A 17,789-nucleotide genomic window follows, 5' to 3' on the forward strand; every position below is an offset into this window, starting at 1 on the left:
TCACTTGGGTCGTCTCTGTGATGGAATTTATCTGAACTGCGTCCCGTGCCAAGGGTGGCACGGGACGCGTCGGTCTGGCTCGGGAGGAGCCGGTTACATCTTGCCCCGGTTACATCTTGCCATCGTCCTGGAACACCTGGGTCCAGTCCTTGACCAGGCCGTCGAGTGCATCCTTGGCCGAACCCTGGCCGGCGACGACATAGTCATGGAAGCGCTTCTGCGAGGCCTGCAGCAAAGGCGCGTAGCTCGGCTCGGCCCAGAAGTCCTTCACGATGGCCATCGAGTCGAGGAAGGTCTGCGCGTAGGGCTGGCTGGCCGGGAATTTCGGGTCCTTCACCACGGCGTTCAGGCAGGAATAGCCGCCGAGCGACCACCACTTGGCCTGCACGTCCTTGTTGGCGAACCACTTGATGTATTTCAGCGCCGATTCCTGCTTATCGGAATAGGACACCACCGAAATTCCCTGGCCGCCGAGCTGGGCGAACTGGTCGCCGTCGGGTCCCTTCGGGTTGACGAAGTAACCGATCTTGTCGCCGCCGACATTCTCGTCCTTCTGCAGGCCGGGCCAGGTAAAGGCGAAGTTCATGTGCATCGCCACCTGTCCGGATTTGAAGGCATCGACGCCTTCGCCCATATAGCTGTTGGAGGCGCCGGGCGGCGTGCAGCAATCATAGAGCGCCTTGTAGAATTCCAGCCCCTTCACCGATTTCTCGGAATTGACGAAGCCTTCCATCTCGTAGGGCTTCTTCGGGTTCTCATACTGGAAGCCGTAGCTGTAGAGCACGTCCATGGCGCCCATGGTGATGCCTTCCGAGCCGCGCTCGGTGTAGATCGAGGCGCCATAGACCGTCTTGCCGTCGATCTGCCGCTTCTGGAAGAATTCGGCGATCTGTTTCAGCTGGTCGAAAGTGGCCGGCGGGCCGAGGTCCCAGCCATACTTTTCCTTGAATTCCTTCTGCAGCTCGGGCTTGGAGAACCAGTCCTTGCGATAGGTCCAGCCGACGACGTCGCCCATGGCCGGCAGCGCCCAGTAGTTCGGCGTGTTTTTCGGCCATTCCGAATAGCCGACGACGGTCGCCGGCACGAAGTCGTCCATGCTGATCTTCTCCTTGTCGAAGAAGTCGTTCAGCTTGACGTAGTGGCCGTTCTCGGCCGCGCCGCCGATCCACTGGCTGTCGCCGATGATCAGGTCGCACAATTTACCGTGCGAGTTCAGTTCGTTGAGGAAGCGGTCGGCATAGTTGGTCCACGGCACGAACTCGAATTTCATGCCGATGCCGGTTTCCTTGGTAAAATCCTTGGACAATTCGACGAGTGCGTTGGCCGGGTCCCACGCGGCCCAGCAAAGCGTCAGGTCTTCAGCGTGTGCGGCGCTTGAGACGGCTGTCGACGCTGCAATCGCCGAGGCCAGTCCCAACGCCAGTTTCAAGCTCGATTTCATGCCTTCCTCCCATTTGCGAAACGCGCCCGGATGACGGTTTCAAGAGCCCTCAACCTCTCTCCTCAGAGGCCCAAACATGGCGGCGCCGGAGCGCGGCAGATGTTTAGTAATTTGTTTAGTGATGCAATTTTTACTAAACAACGCAAGCGAATTCGTTGCTGCGTCGCAACATGACGAAACGGATGATTGAAATTGTTGGGAAATGGTCGCCGGATGTTTCTCCGGCAGCGGCTCAGCCGGCCTCGCTGATGGCGTTCGTCTGTGGCGTCACCGGCCGGACCGGCGGCGCGGGCGGCAGCAAGGCGCGTATGTCGGCGAAGGGAAATGTAGGCTCGAAGCGAAAAGCCTCGGCCAGAGAACCGGGGAAGGCGTTGCATTGGCCGGCGCGAAATTCATTCTGGATGCGCGCCCGGTCGACATATTGCTCCGGCCGCTGTGACCGGTGCATGCGGATCGCCTGTGTCTTGATATCCCGGTAGGCGGAAATATCGACATAGTGCGTCGGCGAGAACCCGGTGCCGCCCATCGTATCGGCATGCAGCACCGGAACCGCGAACGAGGCCGCGATGCGCACGCCGTCCGACAGCGCGCGGTGGTCGGCGTGATAGTCGTTGGACGCGTGCGCGATCACCAGCTCAGGCCCGGTCTCGCGGATCAGCGTTTTCAGCGCGCCAATGAGCGCGGCATCGGCCACCAGCTCGCCGTCGGGAAAGTCGAGAAAGCGTGGCGCGGCACCAAGTAGTGCTGCCGCCGCCGTTGCTTCCTCGCGGCGGACACGCGCAAGGACCGTGGCATCACTCTTGCCGCCCTTGGCCCCATCCGTGGCCACGGCAAAAGTCAGTTCTGCGCCTTGCGCCGCGTAGGCGGCCAGAGTACCGAACATGAAGATCTCGATGTCGTCCGGATGCGCACCGAGCGCCAAAATTTTCAAGCTGCTCTCTCCCGGAAATGGAAAAACGTGCCGAACGGAATCCTGCTCGCTCTGCTCGCCTATGCAAGCTATTCGGGCAGCGATGCCGTTATCAAGAGCCTGGGCGGACAGTTCACCGTCTTCGAGATCGGCTTCTTCGCCACTTTGTTTGCCGGCTTTTTCCTGTTCTTCACCCGCCCGGCGGGCGAGCACTGGCGCGATTTCTGGCGCATGAAGCGGCCATGGGCGGTGCAGGCGCGCGCCTGGGCCGGCATCGCCTCCGGCGTGCTCAGCGTCTATGCCTTCACCCACATTCCGCTTGCCGAAGTCTACGCGCTGATCTTCCTGGCGCCCTTGCTTGTCACCATCCTGTCCACCGTCATCCTGAAGGAACAGGTCGGCCCATGGCGATGGCTGGCGGTGGTGGCCGGCTTTGCCGGGGTGATGCTGGTGGTGCGGCCGGGTTTTCGCGAATTGAACCTCGGCCACCTGGCCGCCTTCGTGAACGCCTTCCTCGCCGCGACCAGCGTCATCCTGCTGCGCTCGCTCGCCCAGCAGGAAAAGCGCACCTCGATGCTCGGCGTGCTTGTCGGCTATGGTCTGCTGTTCAACGGGGCGGGCGCTGCGGCCACCTCCTTCACCTTGCCGAATGCCATGCAGCTCGTCTGGCTGGCGACGGCCGGCGCCTTCACTGCGGGTGGGCAATTCATGCAGCTGCTCGCCGCCAAATACGCTCCCGCCAACCGGATCGCGCCGACGCATTATTCGCAGATCGTCTGGGCGGTGATCCTCGGCGCGCTGTTCTTCCAGGAATACCCTGACTGGCTGTCGCTGGTCGGACTTGCGGTCGTCGGCGGGGCGGGCCTGCTGACCATGGTGCGGGAAGAGGTGCGGCTGGGCACCGTGCGCTGGAACCCGTTTGCGCGCACCCGGCTTTGAGCCGACGCCGGTTGCACGGTGACCGTGACCGCTGATATGCGGACGCGATGACGACAAGATCCCTGCCGGAGCTTCCGGTATCCGCCGTGCTGCCGGCGCTGGGCGCGGCGCTGGCCGAACGCAACAGCGCCGTGCTGGTGGCGCCGCCCGGCGCCGGCAAGACGACGCTGGTGCCGCTGGCGCTGCTCGATGCGCCATGGCTGGGGACAGGCAAGATCGTCCTGCTCGAACCGCGCCGGCTCGCCGCCCGCGCCGCCGCGCGTCGCATGGCGCAATTGCTGGATGAGGAGCCCGGCGCGACAGTCGGCTATGCCATGCGCATGGAAAACCGCACCTCGGCCAAGACCAGGATACTGGTCGTCACCGAGGGCGTTCTGGCGCGCATGATCCTCGACGATCCCGAACTGCCCGGCGTCTCGGCGGTCCTCTTCGACGAATTCCACGAGCGCTCGCTCGACGGCGATTTCGGCCTGGCGCTGGCGCTCGACGTGCAGGGTGCGCTGCGGCCGGATCTGCGGCTGCTGGTGATGTCGGCGACACTGGATGGCGCGCGCGTGGCAAAACTCCTGTCGGGCGCGCCGGTGATCGAAAGCGAAGGCCGCGCCTTCCCCGTCGACATAGGCTACGACGAACGGCCGGCCGGCGTCCCGATCGAGGATGCGATGGCCAAGGGGATCCGCGCCGCCCTTGCCGACGAGAGCGGCAGCGTGCTTGCCTTCCTGCCCGGCCAGCGCGAGATCGAGCGCACCGCCGAACGGCTGGCCGGCAAGGTCGGCGCCGACACCGACATCGTCCCGCTTTATGGCCAGCTCGACGGCAAGGCGCAGGACGCCGCGATCAAGCCGGCACCGCCGGGCCGCCGCAAGGTGGTGCTGGCGACTTCGATTGCCGAGACCTCCATCACCATCGACGGCGTGCGTGTCGTCATCGATTCCGGCCTGTCGCGCCTGCCGCGCTATGAGCCGGCGAGCGGCCTGACGCGGCTGGAGACGGTGCGCGTCAGCAAGGCATCCGCCGACCAGCGCGCCGGCCGCGCCGGGCGCACGCAGGCCGGCGTCGCCATCCGGCTCTGGCGCGCCGAACAGACGGCGGCACTTCCCGCCTTCACGCCGCCGGAAATCCTCGAAGCGGACCTTTCGGGCCTGTTGCTCGACTGTGCCGCCTTCGGCGTCGCCGACCCGACCGGTCTCGCCTTCCTCGATCCGCCGCCGGCGCCGGCGCTCAACGAGGCAAGGGTGCTGCTGCGCGCGCTCCATGCCATCGACGATGCGGGGCGTTTGACGGAAGCGAGCGCTTCGATGCGCAAGCTCGCTCTGCCGGTGCGGCTGGCGCATATGGTTGCCGAGGCCGCCAAGAGCGGCCATGCGGGCGAGGCGGCCATGCTGGCCGTGCTGCTCACCGAACGCGGCCTTGGCGGCGACGGCGCCGATCTGGAGCGGCGGCTGATGCGCTTTCGCGGGGAAAGATCGCCCCGCGCCACCGCCGCGCGACAACTCGCGGAGAGGCTGGCCAAACAGGCCGGCGGCGCGAAGAACGGTGAACCCGTTTCCGCCGGCGCGCTCCTCGTGAACGCCTGGCCGGACCGCGTCGCCAAGGCGCGTGGCGAGCGCGGCCGCTTCGTGCTGGCCAATGGCTCCGGCGCCATGCTCGATGCCGCCGACCCGCTGGCCGGCGAGCCGTTTCTGGTCGTCGCCGACCTGCAGGGCAAGGCGCAGAATGCCCGCATCGCGGCTGCCGCGGCAATAAGCGAGGACGACATCCGCGCCACGCTGGCCGACCGGATCGAAACGCGCCGGCAGACCAGCTTCGATCGCGAGCGCCGCGCCGTGCGTGTGCGTGAAGCCGTTCGCCTTGGCGCCATCACGCTCGCCGAACGGATGCTGCCGGCTCCTTCAGGCGCCGATGCCGACCGCGCCATAATAGATGCGCTGCGCGAGCACGGCCTGTCGCTGCTCGGCTGGAGCAAGGAGGCCGAGACGCTGCGCCAGCGGCTGTCCTGGCTGCATCGTGGTCTCGGCGCACCCTGGCCCGACATGTCGGATGAAGCGCTGATCGAACGCCTCGACGACTGGCTGCTGCCCTTCCTGTCGGGGGCGGCTTCCCTGGCCGCCATCAATCCGAGAGTTGTCTCGGCCGCCCTGGCCTCGCTCGTGCCGTACGAGCTGCAGCGCAAGGTCGATGCGCTGGCGCCGACGCATTTCGATGCGCCGTCCGGCAGTCATGTGCCGATCCGCTATGACGGCGAATGGCCGGTTCTGGCGGTGCGCGTGCAGGAGCTGTTCGGCCTCGACCGCCACCCCTCGATTGCCAACGGCACCGTGCCGCTGACACTCGAGTTGCTGTCGCCGGCGCACCGGCCGATCCAGACGACACGCGACCTGCCCGGCTTCTGGCGCGGCTCCTGGGCCGATGTGCGCGCCGACATGCGCGGGCGCTATCCCAAGCATGTCTGGCCGGAAAATCCGCTGCTTGCCGCCGCTACAGCCCGTGCCAAGCCACGCGGGAGCTAGCGCTCCTGCTTTCCCGGCTGTAATCCATGGCCATGATCAACATCCTGAACGCGCCCGATTTTCAGCAAAGCCAGCGGCTGCGCCTGAACACGCTGATCCGGCTGCGCTGGCTGGCCATCGTCGGCCAGAGCGTGGCGGTGCTTGTCGTCGCCTATGGGTTGAAATTCCCGCTGCCGGTCAGCCTGTGCTTCGCGCTGATCGCCTGTTCGGCCTGGATGAACCTGTTCCTGGCCTTCCGCTTTCCGGCGGCGCACCGGCTCACCCCGTTTGCCGCCTTCGGCATCCTGATCTTCGACAGCCTGCAGCTTGCCGGGCTGCTCTATATGACCGGCGGCCTGACCAATCCGTTCTCGCTGCTGATGACCGTGCCTGTCGTCATTTCGGCGACGTCGCTGCCGCTACGCCTCACCGCCATCCTCGGCGGACTGGTGATGCTGGCGGCGACCTTGCTGGTGTTCTTCCATCTGCCGTTGCCCTGGTATGAAGGCGCGCCGCTGGCCATGCCTTTCATCTATGTCGCCGGCATGTGGATGGCGGTGCTGTCCTCGATCGCCTTCACCGCCATGTATGCCTTCCGGGTGGCCGCCGAAGCGCGGCTTTTGGCCAATGCGCTTGCCGCCACCGAGCTGGTGCTGCAGCGCGAACAGCACCTTTCGGCGCTCGACGGCCTGGCGGCGGCGGCCGCGCATGAGCTCGGCACGCCGCTCGCCACCATCACGCTCGTCGCCAAGGAGATGGAAAAGGCGCTCGGCAGCGACCCGAAATACGGGGAAGACGTGAAGCTGCTGCGCTCGCAAAGCGAACGCTGCCGCGAAATCCTCAAGCGCCTGACCAGCCTTTCGTCGGAGGGCGAGGCGCATCTTTCCCGTTTGCCGCTGACCTCGCTGGTCGAGGAGGTCACCGCGCCGCATCGCGACTTCGGCATCTCGATCAAGCTTCGCCCGGGCGAGCGCACCGGCCCGGAGCCGGTCGGGCGCCGCAATCCGGGCGTTATCTACGGCCTCGGCAATCTGGTCGAGAACGCCGTCGATTTCGCCCGCAAGAGCGTCACCGTGCGCTGGAGCTGGGACGAGGCGACCGTCACCTTCTCGATCATCGATGACGGGCCTGGTTTCCCACCCGAAATCATCGACCGCATCGGCGAGCCCTATATGTCGACGCGCCAGGGCACCGAGGCCGGCGGCGGCCTGGGACTCGGCCTGTTCATCGCCAAGACTCTGCTCGAACGCTCGGGCGCCACGCTCGATTTCCGCAATTCGAGCGGCCTGGGCGAGGGCGCCGTGGTGCAGATTTCGTGGCCCAGATCGGTCTTCCTGAACCCGGAAACGGCCCCGGCCACCATGTTTGACACTGCGTGAATTGGACAATAGCGGCGCAAAACTATATCTGCGTAAAATTAAGGCAGCAGGAATTCTTACGACGATGACAGGCGATGAAAATATTGGCGCAATGGTTGAAGGCGAGGACACCTCGCTTCTGATCGTCGATGACGACAAGCCGTTCCTCACGCGTCTCGCCCGCGCCATGGAAACCAGGGGTTTTGTGGTCGAGACCGCCGAGAGCGTCGAGGAGGCCGTGGGCAAGGCCCGCGCCAATCCGCCGGCCTATGCTGTGGTCGACATGCGGCTCGGCGACGGCAACGGCCTCGATGTCGTCGCCGCCATCCGCGAGAAGCGCGAAGATTCCCGCACCATCATCCTGACCGGCTACGGCAACATCGCCACCGCGGTGACCGCGGTGAAGCTTGGCGCCGTCGATTATCTGTCGAAGCCTGCCGATGCCGACGACATCTTCGCCGCCCTCACCCGCACCTCGGGCGAGCGCGCCGCACCGCCGGAAAACCCGATGTCGGCCGACCGCGTGCGTTGGGAGCATATCCAGCGCGTCTACGAAATGTGCGAGCGCAACGTTTCCGAAACAGCGCGCCGGCTCAACATGCATCGCCGCACGCTGCAGCGCATACTGGCCAAGCGCGCGCCGCGTTAGGATCCAGGACACGCAAGGCAATTGCCTTGGGCCGATTTCGAGTTCGCGGTGGAGGCCGTCAATTCTCAAAGTCAGCGCCGCCCCTCATCGCCCTGCCGGGCACTTCTCCCCGTATAGTGACGGGGAGAAGGGGGCTGGCCGATGCCGGCGCCCTTCTTGCGACGTTGGCGATTGGCGAAATCGGCGATGACAGCGCCCCTCTCCCCGTCACTATACGGGGAGAGGATGCCGGCAGGCAGGTGAGGGGCGGCACCGGCGTTTGGATAGTGAAGCCTGCTGATCAGGCGGCTTAACGGAGGCGACATGCAGGATTTGAAGCAGCGGCCGGTTTCCGTCTTCCGCGAATTCCTCGACAGCGAGGCGGCTGGCGGCATCATCCTGATGGTGGCGGCGGCACTCGCCTTGATCGTCGCCAACTCACCGCTCGCCGAAACCTATTTCTCCGTTCTCCATGCCTATCTCGGACCGCTCAGCATCTCGCACTGGGTCAATGACGGGCTGATGGCGGTGTTCTTCCTGCTCGTCGGGCTGGAGATCAAGCGCGAGATGCTGGATGGCCAGCTGTCGACCTGGCCGCGCCGCGTGCTGCCCGGCATCGCGGCGGCCGGCGGCATGGTGGTTCCGGCGCTGGTCTATGTCTTGATCAACCGCAACAATTCGGCGGCACTCTCCGGCTGGGCGATCCCGACCGCCACCGACATCGCCTTCGCGCTTGGCGTGCTGTCGCTGCTCGGCAGCCGTGTGCCGGCTTCGCTGAAAGTCTTCCTGACCGCGCTCGCCATCATCGACGACCTCGGCGCCGTCATCATCATCGCCATCTTCTATACGAGTGGCCTGTCGCTCGCCTATCTCGGCGCCGCCTTCGCCGTCATTGCGGTGCTTGTCGTGCTCAACCGCATGCGGGTGATGACGCTGGTCCCCTATCTCGTGCTCGGCGCAATCCTGTGGGTATTGGTGCTGAAATCGGGCGTCCACGCCACGCTTGCCGGCGTTGCGCTGGCGCTGACCATTCCGCTCGAGCGCTCCGCCGGGATCGGCCACGATCTCGACCATTCGCCGCTGCACCGGCTCGAGCATGGCCTGCACAAGATCGTGCCCTTTTTCGTCATCCCGATCTTCGGTTTCGCCAATGCCGGCGTTTCGCTCGCCGGCCTGAGTTTTGGCGCGCTGATCGAGCCGCTGACGCTGGGCGTCGCCGCCGGCCTGGTGGTCGGCAAGCTGGTCGGCGTCTTCGGCTCTTCGGCACTCGCCATAAGGCTCGGCCTGGCCGACCTGCCGGCCCATGCCGGATGGTCGCATATGATCGGCATCTCGCTGCTCTGCGGCATCGGCTTCACCATGAGCCTGTTCATCGGCCTGCTCGCCTTTGCCGGCGACGTAGCCTTGCAGGATGCGGTCAAGGTCGGCATCCTCGCCGGCTCCTTCGTCGCCGCCATCCTCGGCGCGGCCGTGCTGCTGATGGCGCCGGCCGCGGGTGGGGCGGAAGAAGAGCAGGAGTAGCGGCGCGGTTCGCGGTTCCGCGAACTATTCGCTCTCCCCTTCCAGCGCCGGCACCGAGACGCCGGCCAGTTCCGCCGCCAGCAGCCGCGCCGCACCGGCGCGCGCGATGCGCAGCATCAGCGCCTTGCGCGTTGCCGCCGCCATGCGGTGCTCCGGCGCCTCGCGCAGGATCTCGGCGCCATAGCCGTCGGAGAGGATGAAGCCGCACTCTTCGGGAAAGATCTCCGAGGGCACGCCGGGATGGGTGGCGAAGAAGAAGCGGTCGGAATGCAGCCGGTAATCGGGCCATTTGCGGTCGACCCGGAAATCCTCGATCGAGGATTTGATCTCGATGATCCAGATGTCGCCCTGGCGGGTCAGCGCCACGAGGTCGGCGCGGCGGCCGGTGGCCAGCGACAGTTCAGGCAGCACATGCGCGCCCATCGCCATGAGCAGCCGCTGCACGCCGCGCCGCACCAGCATGGCGCGTTCGGACTGGCGACCGTCGATGAGGGGGTTGATTGCGATGGGGGAAATGATCGGCATGGCAGGCACCATGCCAGATTTTGTTCACGGTTTGAACCCTTTTGTGACGGGTGATTATCTGGTCGACAAACCCAATGGGTGAATATCGGGTGCGCTGATATGTCAAGAAGAACGCTTGCGCATCAGGATTCTGATAGCGGGATAGACAACGCTCATAACGATGGTGAGCACCACGAGAATTGCGATCTGCCAATACCAAACATAGTGGACACGTACCGCCGCAAAGACAGCCACGGCAACCATAGCCGCCCGGATGATCCGATCCCCGACGCCGCCATTCGAATAAGCGCTTTTATCCATCTTTGCTAGCCTTCTTAGCCTATCGCTCTTTAGCGGTGGTGACTTCGCCACCTACAACCGATGCAGCCCGTAGGGTGGTGGTAGGGAAGTCGAATCTGTCTAGCAGACCGATGCAGACCCCTGCGGCTGGGAATCAGTTCGATTCGCGCTGACGTACGCGTTGTTTTTCGAGGAACCGCTTGGCGTGTTCCCCCCACTCCGCTGCCGTGGTTTTGTGCTCTCGAACGTATGTGTCGAAGGCCTTGCGCAGAGCGTCCAGGTCCAAAGCCCAAAACTGCTTGTCTTTTTCGTCGTTCAACATTGTGTCGCCAAGCCCATTGGGCTGACGGTAAGCCCTTCAAGTCAAGCCTTCAAGAACCGATCCTGACTTCTTTTGGGTGTATCGGCCTTAAATATTCATCCCGTGGAAGTGCGGAACAGGTTCTGCTCTCTGAAGTTGGCAGTCCATGGGCAGGACTTCAGTCTTAATTGAGATGAAGCTAATATAGATATAGCTTAGGCAGTGCGGAGACGATCCCAAAAGCCTGACCCGCAACGACCCGGCACGACCCCATGTCCCCCCGACTGCGAGCGTGCCGGGTCGTTCCTGCGGGGCGTGGCAATCGGCGCATCCAAGGCGCGATCGCTCGCGCAACATTGGTCTGTCGATTATGCAATCGCGATATGCCGGCCGATTGGGTTGGCGAACCGCAGCCCTAGGGACCTTCCGTGATCGCGCAATATCCGGGTGGGGGCAGTCTGGTATTCATCTCTGTGGAGCCCTATGTCGTGGCGATCAACTTGCGTTCTTCACTAGAGAGCGGCAAGACTAAAGTCTTGCGTGCCGGTGTACAAAGGTCTGAGGGGACCTTTTAGGTTCCGCAAATGTCCATTGGACGTTCCATTACTTTAGATAGTCGGCATATAAGGGTTGGCGTAAGGAATATGCCTGGCGGAATGGCCGGCGCAGTTTGGCTTTGGTCTATAGGGGGCTGCACCGGCCATTGCGGGTTTGGGCTTTGGGTGATTGTCCCCGCGCTGATTAACCTATATGTATATTAGCAATCGCGCAAATAAGACTGAAGTCCCTGGTTCCACCGGACCTGGCCGGATGTCCTCATAATCTTGATTTTCGCCAGCCGGCCTTCCGGGCTTCTTGCTCCGAACAGAACCAGCGTTCGCCCTTCCACAGGCTGATCCGGGTCTCGTTGTAATATTGCTGTCCCGGAACGTGATAGATGCGCTCGCCCGTATTGTAGCTGATGTTTCCCTTGATGTTGCAGCCCACCAGAGGCGGCCCGGCCTTGACTGCGATCAGGCTGGCCAGGATGGCGATCGCCGCGGCAATCAATGTCCACCAGATGGTGTTGCGCGAGGGACGCCAATGCCGGCGACGCCTGGCGCGCCTTCGCCAGCGGTCGGAACGATTGTCGTAGCGAGACTTGTCCACTCCCCCTCCCGAGAGGAGAATGCCGCCGCTCTGGCGATGAGTCTATAAGCATTGTCTAACGTAATGGCGCGCCGTCCCGGCCGGCAGAGGGCGAACAACGGCGCCCAATGCGGTGGATGACGGAAAGCCATCTCTCTCGCTCTGCCCAAAATCCCTTGCTGGGGTCTGCTATGGTCTCGCCGGGACGGGTTTGTCGCCAGGCGCCACGGCCCCTGCCATGTCATCCAGGATCGGGCAATCCGGCCGCTCGTCGCCATGGCAGGCGTGGATCAGTTTCTGCAGGGTCGAGCGCATCGACTGCAGCTCGCGCACCTTCTCCTCGATGGCCGTGACATGGGCGGCGGCGATCTCGCGCACGTCGGCGCTGGCGCGGCTGCGATCCTGGTAAAGCGCCATCAGCTGGCGGCAATCGTCGATGGAAAAGCCGAGGTTGCGCGCGCGGCGCAGGAAGGTCAGCCGATGGATGTCGTCACCGGAATAATCGCGGTAACCGTTGGCGGCGCGCGCCGGCGCGATCAGGCCGATCTCCTCATAGTAGCGGATGGTCTTGGCCGGCAGGCCTGAACGATGGGCGGCGTCGCCGACATTCATGGCGTTGTCCTCGATCTTGCCGGGCCTGCGAGTCAGGCCCATTGAATTTCCTTCACAATCCCGTGAAGGCTGTTGCCGAAATGCCATACTGATACGCTTACCAGCACGTAAGTCCCAGCATATAGGCATCGTGCGCTTGGCAAGCAAAGCAAATGCCAGCATGAATGAAGGCAAGAAAGCGGCCGACTCGTGCCGCTGAAGTTTGGGCAGGGCACCGGATCATCTCATGCGCATGAAGTCGCTTGCAATAATTGCCGCATTGGCGCTGTCCACGGCCATCGCCGGCTGCAGCACCATAGGCGGACAGATCTTCTCCAACGACTACGGCGCAGTGACCGATGCTGGCTACCAACTACCGCGCGTCCCGATCGAAAAGGTGCCGAGGCAGTATCACCGGCAGGAAGTGAACTACGACACCAAGGAAAAGCCGGGCACCATCATAGTCGATACGCAGAACAAGTACCTCTACTTCGTCGAGGGTGACGGCCTGGCGATCCGCTACGGCATCGGCGTTGGTCGCGAAGGCTTCGAGTGGCACGGCACCGCCCATATCGCGCTGAAGCGCGAATGGCCGACCTGGACGCCGCCCCGCGAAATGATCAGGCGCCAGCCGGAACTGGCTAAGTTCGCCAATGGCATGGAGCCAGGCCTGAAGAACCCGCTTGGCGCGCGCGCCATGTATCTCTTCAACAAGGGCGGCGATATGGGCTACCGCCTGCACGGCAGCCCGGAATGGAATTCGATCGGCAAGGCGATGTCGTCCGGCTGCATCAGGCTGATGAACCAGGACATCATCGATCTCTATGACCGCGCCTCGGTCGGCGCCAAGGTCATCGTGATGTAAGGACCATGACCCCTCGCGGGATCACGGTCAAACGAGAAGACAAGTTCATACGCGGACCGTCTAGGCAACAACGGACGTCCCAAACAGAAAACCGGGCAATTCGGCCCGGTTTTTTGTTTTTTACGACTGAAGCCGTGCTGGCAACGGGGGCGGTCAGGCGACCTGTTCGACCTGCTGCACTTCCGGCACGAAATGCCGAAGCAGGTTCTGGATGCCGTGCTTCAGCGTCGCCGTCGATGACGGGCAGCCGGCGCAGGCACCCTTCATGTGCAGGAACACCGTGCCGTTCTCGAAGCCGCGGAAGGTGATGTCGCCGCCATCCTGGGCCACCGCCGGGCGCACCCTGGTATCGAGCAGTTCCTTGATGGTGATGACCAGTTCCTCGTCCGCCTTGTCGTAGAACTCGCCGGTCTGGCTGGTCTCCGCGGCCGGGCCGCTTTTCGCCATGACAGGCGCACCCGACATGAAATGCTCCATAATGGCGCCGAGGATCGCCGGCTTCAGGTGCTGCCAGTCGGGACCGTCCTTGGTCACCGTGATGAAATCGTAACCGAAGAAGACGCCGGTGACGCCGGGGATTTCGAACAGCCGGCCGGCCAGCGGCGAGGCTGTTGCCGCGCTGTCGGCATCGCGGAAATCGGCGGTACCTTCCACCAGCACTTCCTTGCCGGGCAGGAATTTCAGCGTCGCCGGATTGGGCGTCGATTCGGTCTGTATGAACATGGCCGTCTCCGTGCCCGCTACGGGCAGATAGTTTGGAATAGTTCTAAATAGGCTTTATCGGCTGGACATTCAAGCGAAACGCATCGCCCGAACGGTTGGCTGGCGGAATGTTTTTGCTGGCTGGGGGACAGAATCCCGGGCGGGCGTCAGGCGAGGCTGTCGATCTCCTCGTCCGACAGATTCTGCGGCACCACCGTGACCGGAATGGGGAAGGCGGCGCCCTTGCCGGCCACGGCACCGACCAGCGGTCCGGGACCCTCCTTGCCGGCGCCGGCCGCCAGCACCAGGATGGCGATGTCCTGGTCCTCCTCGATCAGTTTGTGGATCTCTTCCGTCGGCTTGCCTTCACGCACCACCATCTCCGGCTCGATGCCGAGCTTCTGGCGTACCTTGTTGGCGTAGCCATCGAGAGCCGCCCGCGCCGTGGCGTTCGCCTCCTCGCGCATGATCTTCTCGACGCCCAGCCAATGCTGGAAATCGTCCGGCACGATGACATAGAGCAGCACCAGCGTGCCGCTGGTGCTCTGCGCCCGCTTCGAGGCGTAGGCGACGGCGCGCTCGCACTCGGGCGTATCGTCGATGATCGTCAGGAATTTCCTGCGATGACCGGCTTCGCGGCTGAGGCGTTTGGAGACCATGTCTATCTACCTAGTGTCGTGATTTCGAAGTTCGCCTGCTTTCGATATCGCGCTCCGAGCGAACTTCGAAATCAAAAACGACACTGGAAATCAATAGTTTGCTCGTGTCCCTGATTTTGAAATTCGCATTGCCCTTGATATCCAACTCTGGCGAATTTCAAAATCGGTGACGCGAGTGCGTTTTCGGCCGCAATCTGCCACCGCCGCCGACCGGCGGCAAGCCGCCGACCTTAGGCCAGTATGTCTTGCGCCGGAATGGTGCGCTGCACTGACGATGCGGATCAGTTCTGAAGCAGCCCGATGATGTCGCGCACCGTCGTCATCGTCGCCTCGGCGAGCACGCCGGCGCGTTCGCCGCCGTCCCTGAGCACCGCGTCGACATAGGCGCGGTCGCCTTCGATGCGGCGCATCTCGCCGGCGATCGGCGCCAGCTTCTCCACCGCAAGGTCGGCCAGTGCCGGCTTGAACACGGAAAACTGCTGGCCGCCGAATTCCTTCAGCACGTCGGCCTTCGACATCTCGGCCAGCCCGGCATAGATGCCGACCAGGTTTTCCGCTTCCGGCCGGCTTTCCAGCCCGTCGACTTCGCTCGGCAAAGCCTCGGGATCGGTCTTGGCCTTGCGGATCTTCTTCGAGATGGTGTCGGCATCGTCGGTCAGGTTGATGCGTGACAGGTCCGACGGGTCCGACTTCGACATCTTCTTCGAACCGTCGCGCAGGCTCATGATGCGCGCCGCCGGGCCGCCGATCACCGGTTCGGTGATCGGGAAGAAGCCGTTCACCGTCTCCTCGCCGACCTGCATCTCGACGCCGACGCCAAGCCGGGCGATGCGGTCGGAAAAATCATTGTTGAATTTCTGGGCGATGTCGCGGGTCAGCTCCAGATGCTGCTTCTGGTCCTCGCCCACCGGCACATGCGTGGCGCGGTAGAGCAGGATGTCGGCAGCCATCAGCGAGGGATAGGCGAGCAGGCCCAGCGAAGCATTTTCGCGGTCCTTGCCGGCCTTGTCCTTGAACTGCGTCATCTTGTTCATCCAGCCGATGCGCGCGACGCAATTGAAGATCCAGGCAAGCTCGGCATGCTGCATCACCCGCGACTGGTTGAAGACGATGTGCTTCTTCGGGTCGATGCCGGAGGCAAGGAAGGCGGCGGTGATCGAGCGCGTCTGGTCGGCAAGGTCGTCATAAACGAGTTGCGCGGTCAGCGAATGCAGGTCGACGACGCAGTAGATGCAATCGGAGGTGTCCTGCAGGGCGACGAATTTCTTGATGGCGCCGAGATAGTTGCCGAGATGCAGGTTGCCGGTCGGCTGGACGCCGGAAAAGACGAGTGGCTTGAAGGCGGACATGGGTTCCTCATGGCTTGTGGAGGGCCGTATAAGCATGATTCCAAAAAGTTGCAGACTTTTTGGAGCCAATCACGCGGCTGGAAACCGCGCGCGGCGAAAGTCTTGCGACGGCGCGCTTATGGACGACGGGTGAAAAACCGGCAAGAGGTATCAGCGGGCTGGGCGGAACTTTGCCAGCAGCCGCGTGCCTTTTGCAACAATGCTTCGCCACCCCAACGGGGTCACCACTATGTCGGCAACGCCGATGCCGCTGCGTCCCGCGGGTCTTTGCAATCTGGTGAGATGAAGTTCCAGAATCGTATGATCGTGCCTTCGTAGCGCCGTTTCAAACGTCGCTTGTGCGTTCCAGAGATTGCCTTCCTGGCGCACGTTGCAAAGGCTTGCCACAGCCGGCTGTCCGTTTGCGGACAATTTGAGCTCGGTCAGCGCCTCGCGTAGGGGGTGCCGGATGTCCAGGCGAATCCGCGCCTTGCCGGCATATTTGAACGGCACAAGCAGCTTTGGGCGCGGATTGCAGCCGACCCACAATACCCAGTCGCCGCCCGCTTCGAGTGGAAACCAGTCGAGCGCTCTTGGCGAGTTGTCCTGCTTGATGACCTCGCGCTGTCTGAGCTTGCGCAGATCCGGGCGGACGACGCCCTTGGCCATCGCATTCTGACTCGAAACCTGACCATTTTCATAGCGCTCGTAGTCCGGATGAACGACGATCATGTAAGCGCCGGCGGCCTTCGCCTTGGCCAGTTCGGACGCCAGATAGCCGTCATATCCCGGCCGGGCTATTCGCCGGACCATTCGCTCCTGCTCGTCCGAAGTGTGGCTCGTATAACTCAGGTAGCGGTGGCCGGCCGCGAACTTGTGGACAGTGACCCGCTGTGTCGAGACAAAATTCATCCCGGACCTTGCCGCCCGCAAAAGGAAATCCGCGTCAACGGGCGCTGTGATCTCTTTGGCATGGCGCCATTTCCCAATTCGATCGGTGACGTCGCGTCGGTGACCGAAACTGGAAGGCGGGAAGAAGTGCCTGAGAGCGGTGTCCGATTCGTCGAAAATGCCGGTCACCCACCGAAAATTGCTTGCCCTGGGGCCATGAAAGATCGCGCCGCTCACGACAAAGTCCGGCTGCGGGTTGTGCCGGAAAAGATCTGCCAGTGCCTGGAGATGGTCCGGAGCCCAGATATCGTCATGACCGAGATAGGCAATGTATTGCCCGCGCGACATCTCTATGCCCGCATTGTTGGGGAAGGCTTGGCTGCCGCCGCGCTCGGGCAGGTTCAACCAGCGGATTTGCGGAGACGCGAGCGCCCGAACCACATCGGCGGTATCGTCAGTGCAGCAATCGCCTACCACCAACAGCTCGAAGTCCCGACAGGTCTGGCGCAGCACCGATTGTATCGACGGAAGAATATGTCTGCCGCGATTGTAGGTGGCCATGATTACGGAAAACGTGGTCATGTTTATCCGAATTTGTAAGGGATGCCTGGATGATCGTAGGGGATTCGTGATTTGTCCGGATGTTTAGGATCGTAGACGGTTGTCGGCATGTTGATGAATGTCGCGATGCTCTTGCCCCGATTCTGAATCCCGTGAACGACACAGGGCGGAATCGTCAGCAGGATCTTGTTCGCCGCACCGACGTCGAGGACCTCCAGTTTTTGGTATGTCGGGCTATCCTCGCGCAGATCGTAGAGTACGACCCTGAGGTCGCCATTTGTATAGGCGAGCCGGTCGAACTGTCGTTTGTGATAGACCCACGCCCTGATCGATCCCGCCTCGGCCGATACCAGATAGACATGTGGCGGCGGACTTATGGGCTCCAGCAGTGCCGACATGAGGACCGTAAGCTCGCCACGCTTGTCGCCCCTTGTAACCAGCCGCTGCATCCGCACGCCCGCTATCGGATTTTCAATGGAAATGTCTTCCAGAAGCGGAACGTCGTCTCCCCAAGGCTGATCATCAACAAAATCTTCGAGTGATAGCCTGTCCATCGAGCCCTCCAACGTTAGTGGCAACGCAATCTAGGCTTGTCCTGCTGTCAGTCGGCGCCAAAGGCAATACACGAAGAGGCGATGGCGCCTCAGCACTCGCATATCCACAGGGTTCAAGG

Annotated in this window: 18 protein-coding genes; 6 read left to right on the forward strand and 12 right to left on the reverse strand. The window is 63.0% G+C overall.

The genetic code is table 11. The features are described 5' to 3' along the window. Positions 1 to 109: 109 nt before the first annotated feature. Both CK228_RS05500 and CK228_RS05505 read right to left on the reverse strand, forming a co-directional pair. On the reverse strand, positions 110 to 1,441 hold the full coding sequence (locus CK228_RS05500; RefSeq protein WP_095787168.1) for an extracellular solute-binding protein: 1,332 nt from the start codon (positions 1,439 to 1,441) through the stop codon (positions 110 to 112). Positions 1,442 to 1,673: 232 nt separating this feature from the next. Further along, entirely contained in the window at positions 1,674 to 2,372 is a 699-nt protein-coding gene (locus CK228_RS05505; protein WP_095787169.1) for a PIG-L deacetylase family protein, read from the reverse strand. A 27-nt stretch (positions 2,373 to 2,399) separates the two neighbouring features. Here CK228_RS05505 and CK228_RS05510 point away from each other — a divergent pair, with 27 nt between their 5' ends. The 5 genes from CK228_RS05510 (at position 2,400) to nhaA (ending at position 9,286) form a co-directional block, all read left to right on the forward strand. Continuing rightward, entirely contained in the window at positions 2,400 to 3,290 is an 891-nt protein-coding gene (locus CK228_RS05510) for a DMT family transporter (RefSeq protein WP_095787170.1), read from the forward strand. A gap of 47 nt (positions 3,291 to 3,337) precedes the next feature. After that, positions 3,338 to 5,800: an ATP-dependent helicase HrpB gene (gene hrpB, locus CK228_RS05515; RefSeq protein WP_095787171.1), complete on the forward strand. Its 2,463-nt coding sequence runs from the start codon at positions 3,338 to 3,340 to the stop codon at positions 5,798 to 5,800. A 26-nt stretch (positions 5,801 to 5,826) separates the two neighbouring features. Next, a complete protein-coding gene (locus tag CK228_RS05520) occupies positions 5,827 to 7,158 on the forward strand; it encodes an ActS/PrrB/RegB family redox-sensitive histidine kinase (RefSeq protein ID WP_095771671.1) in 1,332 nt (443 codons plus the stop codon). A gap of 64 nt (positions 7,159 to 7,222) precedes the next feature. After that, positions 7,223 to 7,786: an ActR/PrrA/RegA family redox response regulator transcription factor gene (locus CK228_RS05525; protein WP_010913121.1), complete on the forward strand. Its 564-nt coding sequence runs from the start codon at positions 7,223 to 7,225 to the stop codon at positions 7,784 to 7,786. Positions 7,787 to 8,089: 303 nt separating this feature from the next. Next, on the forward strand, positions 8,090 to 9,286 hold the full coding sequence (nhaA, locus tag CK228_RS05535) for a Na+/H+ antiporter NhaA (protein WP_095787172.1): 1,197 nt from the start codon (positions 8,090 to 8,092) through the stop codon (positions 9,284 to 9,286). 24 nt (positions 9,287 to 9,310) lie between these two features. Here nhaA and CK228_RS05540 read toward each other — a convergent pair whose 3' ends face one another. From CK228_RS05540 to cueR, 5 genes are all read right to left on the reverse strand, one after another. After that, the gene (locus CK228_RS05540) at positions 9,311 to 9,811 is read right to left on the reverse strand and encodes an MmcB family DNA repair protein (RefSeq protein ID WP_179295823.1); all 501 of its coding nucleotides are present in this window, start codon (positions 9,809 to 9,811) and stop codon (positions 9,311 to 9,313) included. A gap of 102 nt (positions 9,812 to 9,913) precedes the next feature. Continuing rightward, positions 9,914 to 10,111 carry a hypothetical protein gene (locus tag CK228_RS05545; protein ID WP_143750572.1) on the reverse strand — a complete coding sequence of 66 codons (198 nt, stop codon included), beginning with the start codon at positions 10,109 to 10,111 and terminating at the stop codon, positions 9,914 to 9,916. A 133-nt stretch (positions 10,112 to 10,244) separates the two neighbouring features. Further along, the gene (locus CK228_RS35190) at positions 10,245 to 10,412 is read right to left on the reverse strand and encodes a hypothetical protein (protein WP_179295824.1); all 168 of its coding nucleotides are present in this window, start codon (positions 10,410 to 10,412) and stop codon (positions 10,245 to 10,247) included. A gap of 795 nt (positions 10,413 to 11,207) precedes the next feature. Continuing rightward, positions 11,208 to 11,540 carry a hypothetical protein gene (locus tag CK228_RS05550; RefSeq protein ID WP_142876239.1) on the reverse strand — a complete coding sequence of 111 codons (333 nt, stop codon included), beginning with the start codon at positions 11,538 to 11,540 and terminating at the stop codon, positions 11,208 to 11,210. A 168-nt stretch (positions 11,541 to 11,708) separates the two neighbouring features. Next, complete coding sequence (cueR, locus tag CK228_RS05555) at positions 11,709 to 12,131, reverse strand: Cu(I)-responsive transcriptional regulator (RefSeq protein ID WP_095787328.1); 423 nt, start codon at positions 12,129 to 12,131, stop codon at positions 11,709 to 11,711. 226 nt (positions 12,132 to 12,357) lie between these two features. Between cueR and CK228_RS05560 the strand changes: the two genes are divergently transcribed. Further along, a complete protein-coding gene (locus tag CK228_RS05560; RefSeq protein WP_095787175.1) occupies positions 12,358 to 12,975 on the forward strand; it encodes a L,D-transpeptidase in 618 nt (205 codons plus the stop codon). 153 nt (positions 12,976 to 13,128) lie between these two features. Here CK228_RS05560 and CK228_RS05565 read toward each other — a convergent pair whose 3' ends face one another. From CK228_RS05565 to CK228_RS05585, 5 genes are all read right to left on the reverse strand, one after another. Next, the gene (locus CK228_RS05565) at positions 13,129 to 13,698 is read right to left on the reverse strand and encodes a NifU family protein (RefSeq protein WP_095771677.1); all 570 of its coding nucleotides are present in this window, start codon (positions 13,696 to 13,698) and stop codon (positions 13,129 to 13,131) included. Between the two features lie 146 nt (positions 13,699 to 13,844). Then, complete coding sequence (locus tag CK228_RS05570) at positions 13,845 to 14,336, reverse strand: universal stress protein (protein ID WP_010913128.1); 492 nt, start codon at positions 14,334 to 14,336, stop codon at positions 13,845 to 13,847. 281 nt (positions 14,337 to 14,617) lie between these two features. Further along, positions 14,618 to 15,685, reverse strand: a complete 1,068-nt coding sequence (gene trpS, locus CK228_RS05575; RefSeq protein ID WP_095771678.1) for a tryptophan--tRNA ligase — start codon at positions 15,683 to 15,685, stop codon at positions 14,618 to 14,620. A gap of 150 nt (positions 15,686 to 15,835) precedes the next feature. After that, positions 15,836 to 17,137: a glycosyltransferase gene (locus tag CK228_RS05580; RefSeq protein WP_095787176.1), complete on the reverse strand. Its 1,302-nt coding sequence runs from the start codon at positions 17,135 to 17,137 to the stop codon at positions 15,836 to 15,838. A 2-nt stretch (positions 17,138 to 17,139) separates the two neighbouring features. Further along, positions 17,140 to 17,670, reverse strand: coding sequence for a dTDP-4-dehydrorhamnose 3,5-epimerase family protein (locus tag CK228_RS05585; RefSeq protein ID WP_095771680.1), 531 nt, complete (start codon positions 17,668 to 17,670; stop codon positions 17,140 to 17,142). Between the last annotated feature and the right edge of the window lie 119 nt (positions 17,671 to 17,789).

The organism is Mesorhizobium sp. WSM4312 (genome assembly GCF_002294875.1).
Taxonomy (GTDB): Bacteria; Pseudomonadota; Alphaproteobacteria; order Rhizobiales; family Rhizobiaceae; genus Mesorhizobium.

What these genes read in the sequence shown, in the direction of transcription:
- nhaA (WP_095787172.1), top strand. Translation starts at nt 8,090, where the DNA reads ATGCAGGATTTGAAGCAGCGGCCGGTTTCCGTCTTCCGCGAATTCCTC.
- cueR (WP_095787328.1), bottom strand. Translation starts at nt 12,131, where the DNA reads ATGAATGTCGGCGACGCCGCCCATCGTTCAGGCCTGCCGGCCAAGACC.
- CK228_RS05560 (WP_095787175.1), top strand. Translation starts at nt 12,358, where the DNA reads ATGCGCATGAAGTCGCTTGCAATAATTGCCGCATTGGCGCTGTCCACG.
- CK228_RS05525 (WP_010913121.1), top strand. Translation starts at nt 7,223, where the DNA reads ATGACAGGCGATGAAAATATTGGCGCAATGGTTGAAGGCGAGGACACC.
- hrpB (WP_095787171.1), top strand. Translation starts at nt 3,338, where the DNA reads ATGACGACAAGATCCCTGCCGGAGCTTCCGGTATCCGCCGTGCTGCCG.
- trpS (WP_095771678.1), bottom strand. Translation starts at nt 15,685, where the DNA reads ATGTCCGCCTTCAAGCCACTCGTCTTTTCCGGCGTCCAGCCGACCGGC.
- CK228_RS05500 (WP_095787168.1), bottom strand. Translation starts at nt 1,441, where the DNA reads ATGAAATCGAGCTTGAAACTGGCGTTGGGACTGGCCTCGGCGATTGCA.
- CK228_RS05580 (WP_095787176.1), bottom strand. Translation starts at nt 17,137, where the DNA reads ATGACCACGTTTTCCGTAATCATGGCCACCTACAATCGCGGCAGACAT.
- CK228_RS05570 (WP_010913128.1), bottom strand. Translation starts at nt 14,336, where the DNA reads ATGGTCTCCAAACGCCTCAGCCGCGAAGCCGGTCATCGCAGGAAATTC.
- CK228_RS05565 (WP_095771677.1), bottom strand. Translation starts at nt 13,698, where the DNA reads ATGTTCATACAGACCGAATCGACGCCCAATCCGGCGACGCTGAAATTC.
- CK228_RS05540 (WP_179295823.1), bottom strand. Translation starts at nt 9,811, where the DNA reads ATGCCGATCATTTCCCCCATCGCAATCAACCCCCTCATCGACGGTCGC.
- CK228_RS05585 (WP_095771680.1), bottom strand. Translation starts at nt 17,670, where the DNA reads ATGGACAGGCTATCACTCGAAGATTTTGTTGATGATCAGCCTTGGGGA.
- CK228_RS05545 (WP_143750572.1), bottom strand. Translation starts at nt 10,111, where the DNA reads ATGGATAAAAGCGCTTATTCGAATGGCGGCGTCGGGGATCGGATCATC.
- CK228_RS05520 (WP_095771671.1), top strand. Translation starts at nt 5,827, where the DNA reads ATGGCCATGATCAACATCCTGAACGCGCCCGATTTTCAGCAAAGCCAG.
- CK228_RS35190 (WP_179295824.1), bottom strand. Translation starts at nt 10,412, where the DNA reads ATGTTGAACGACGAAAAAGACAAGCAGTTTTGGGCTTTGGACCTGGAC.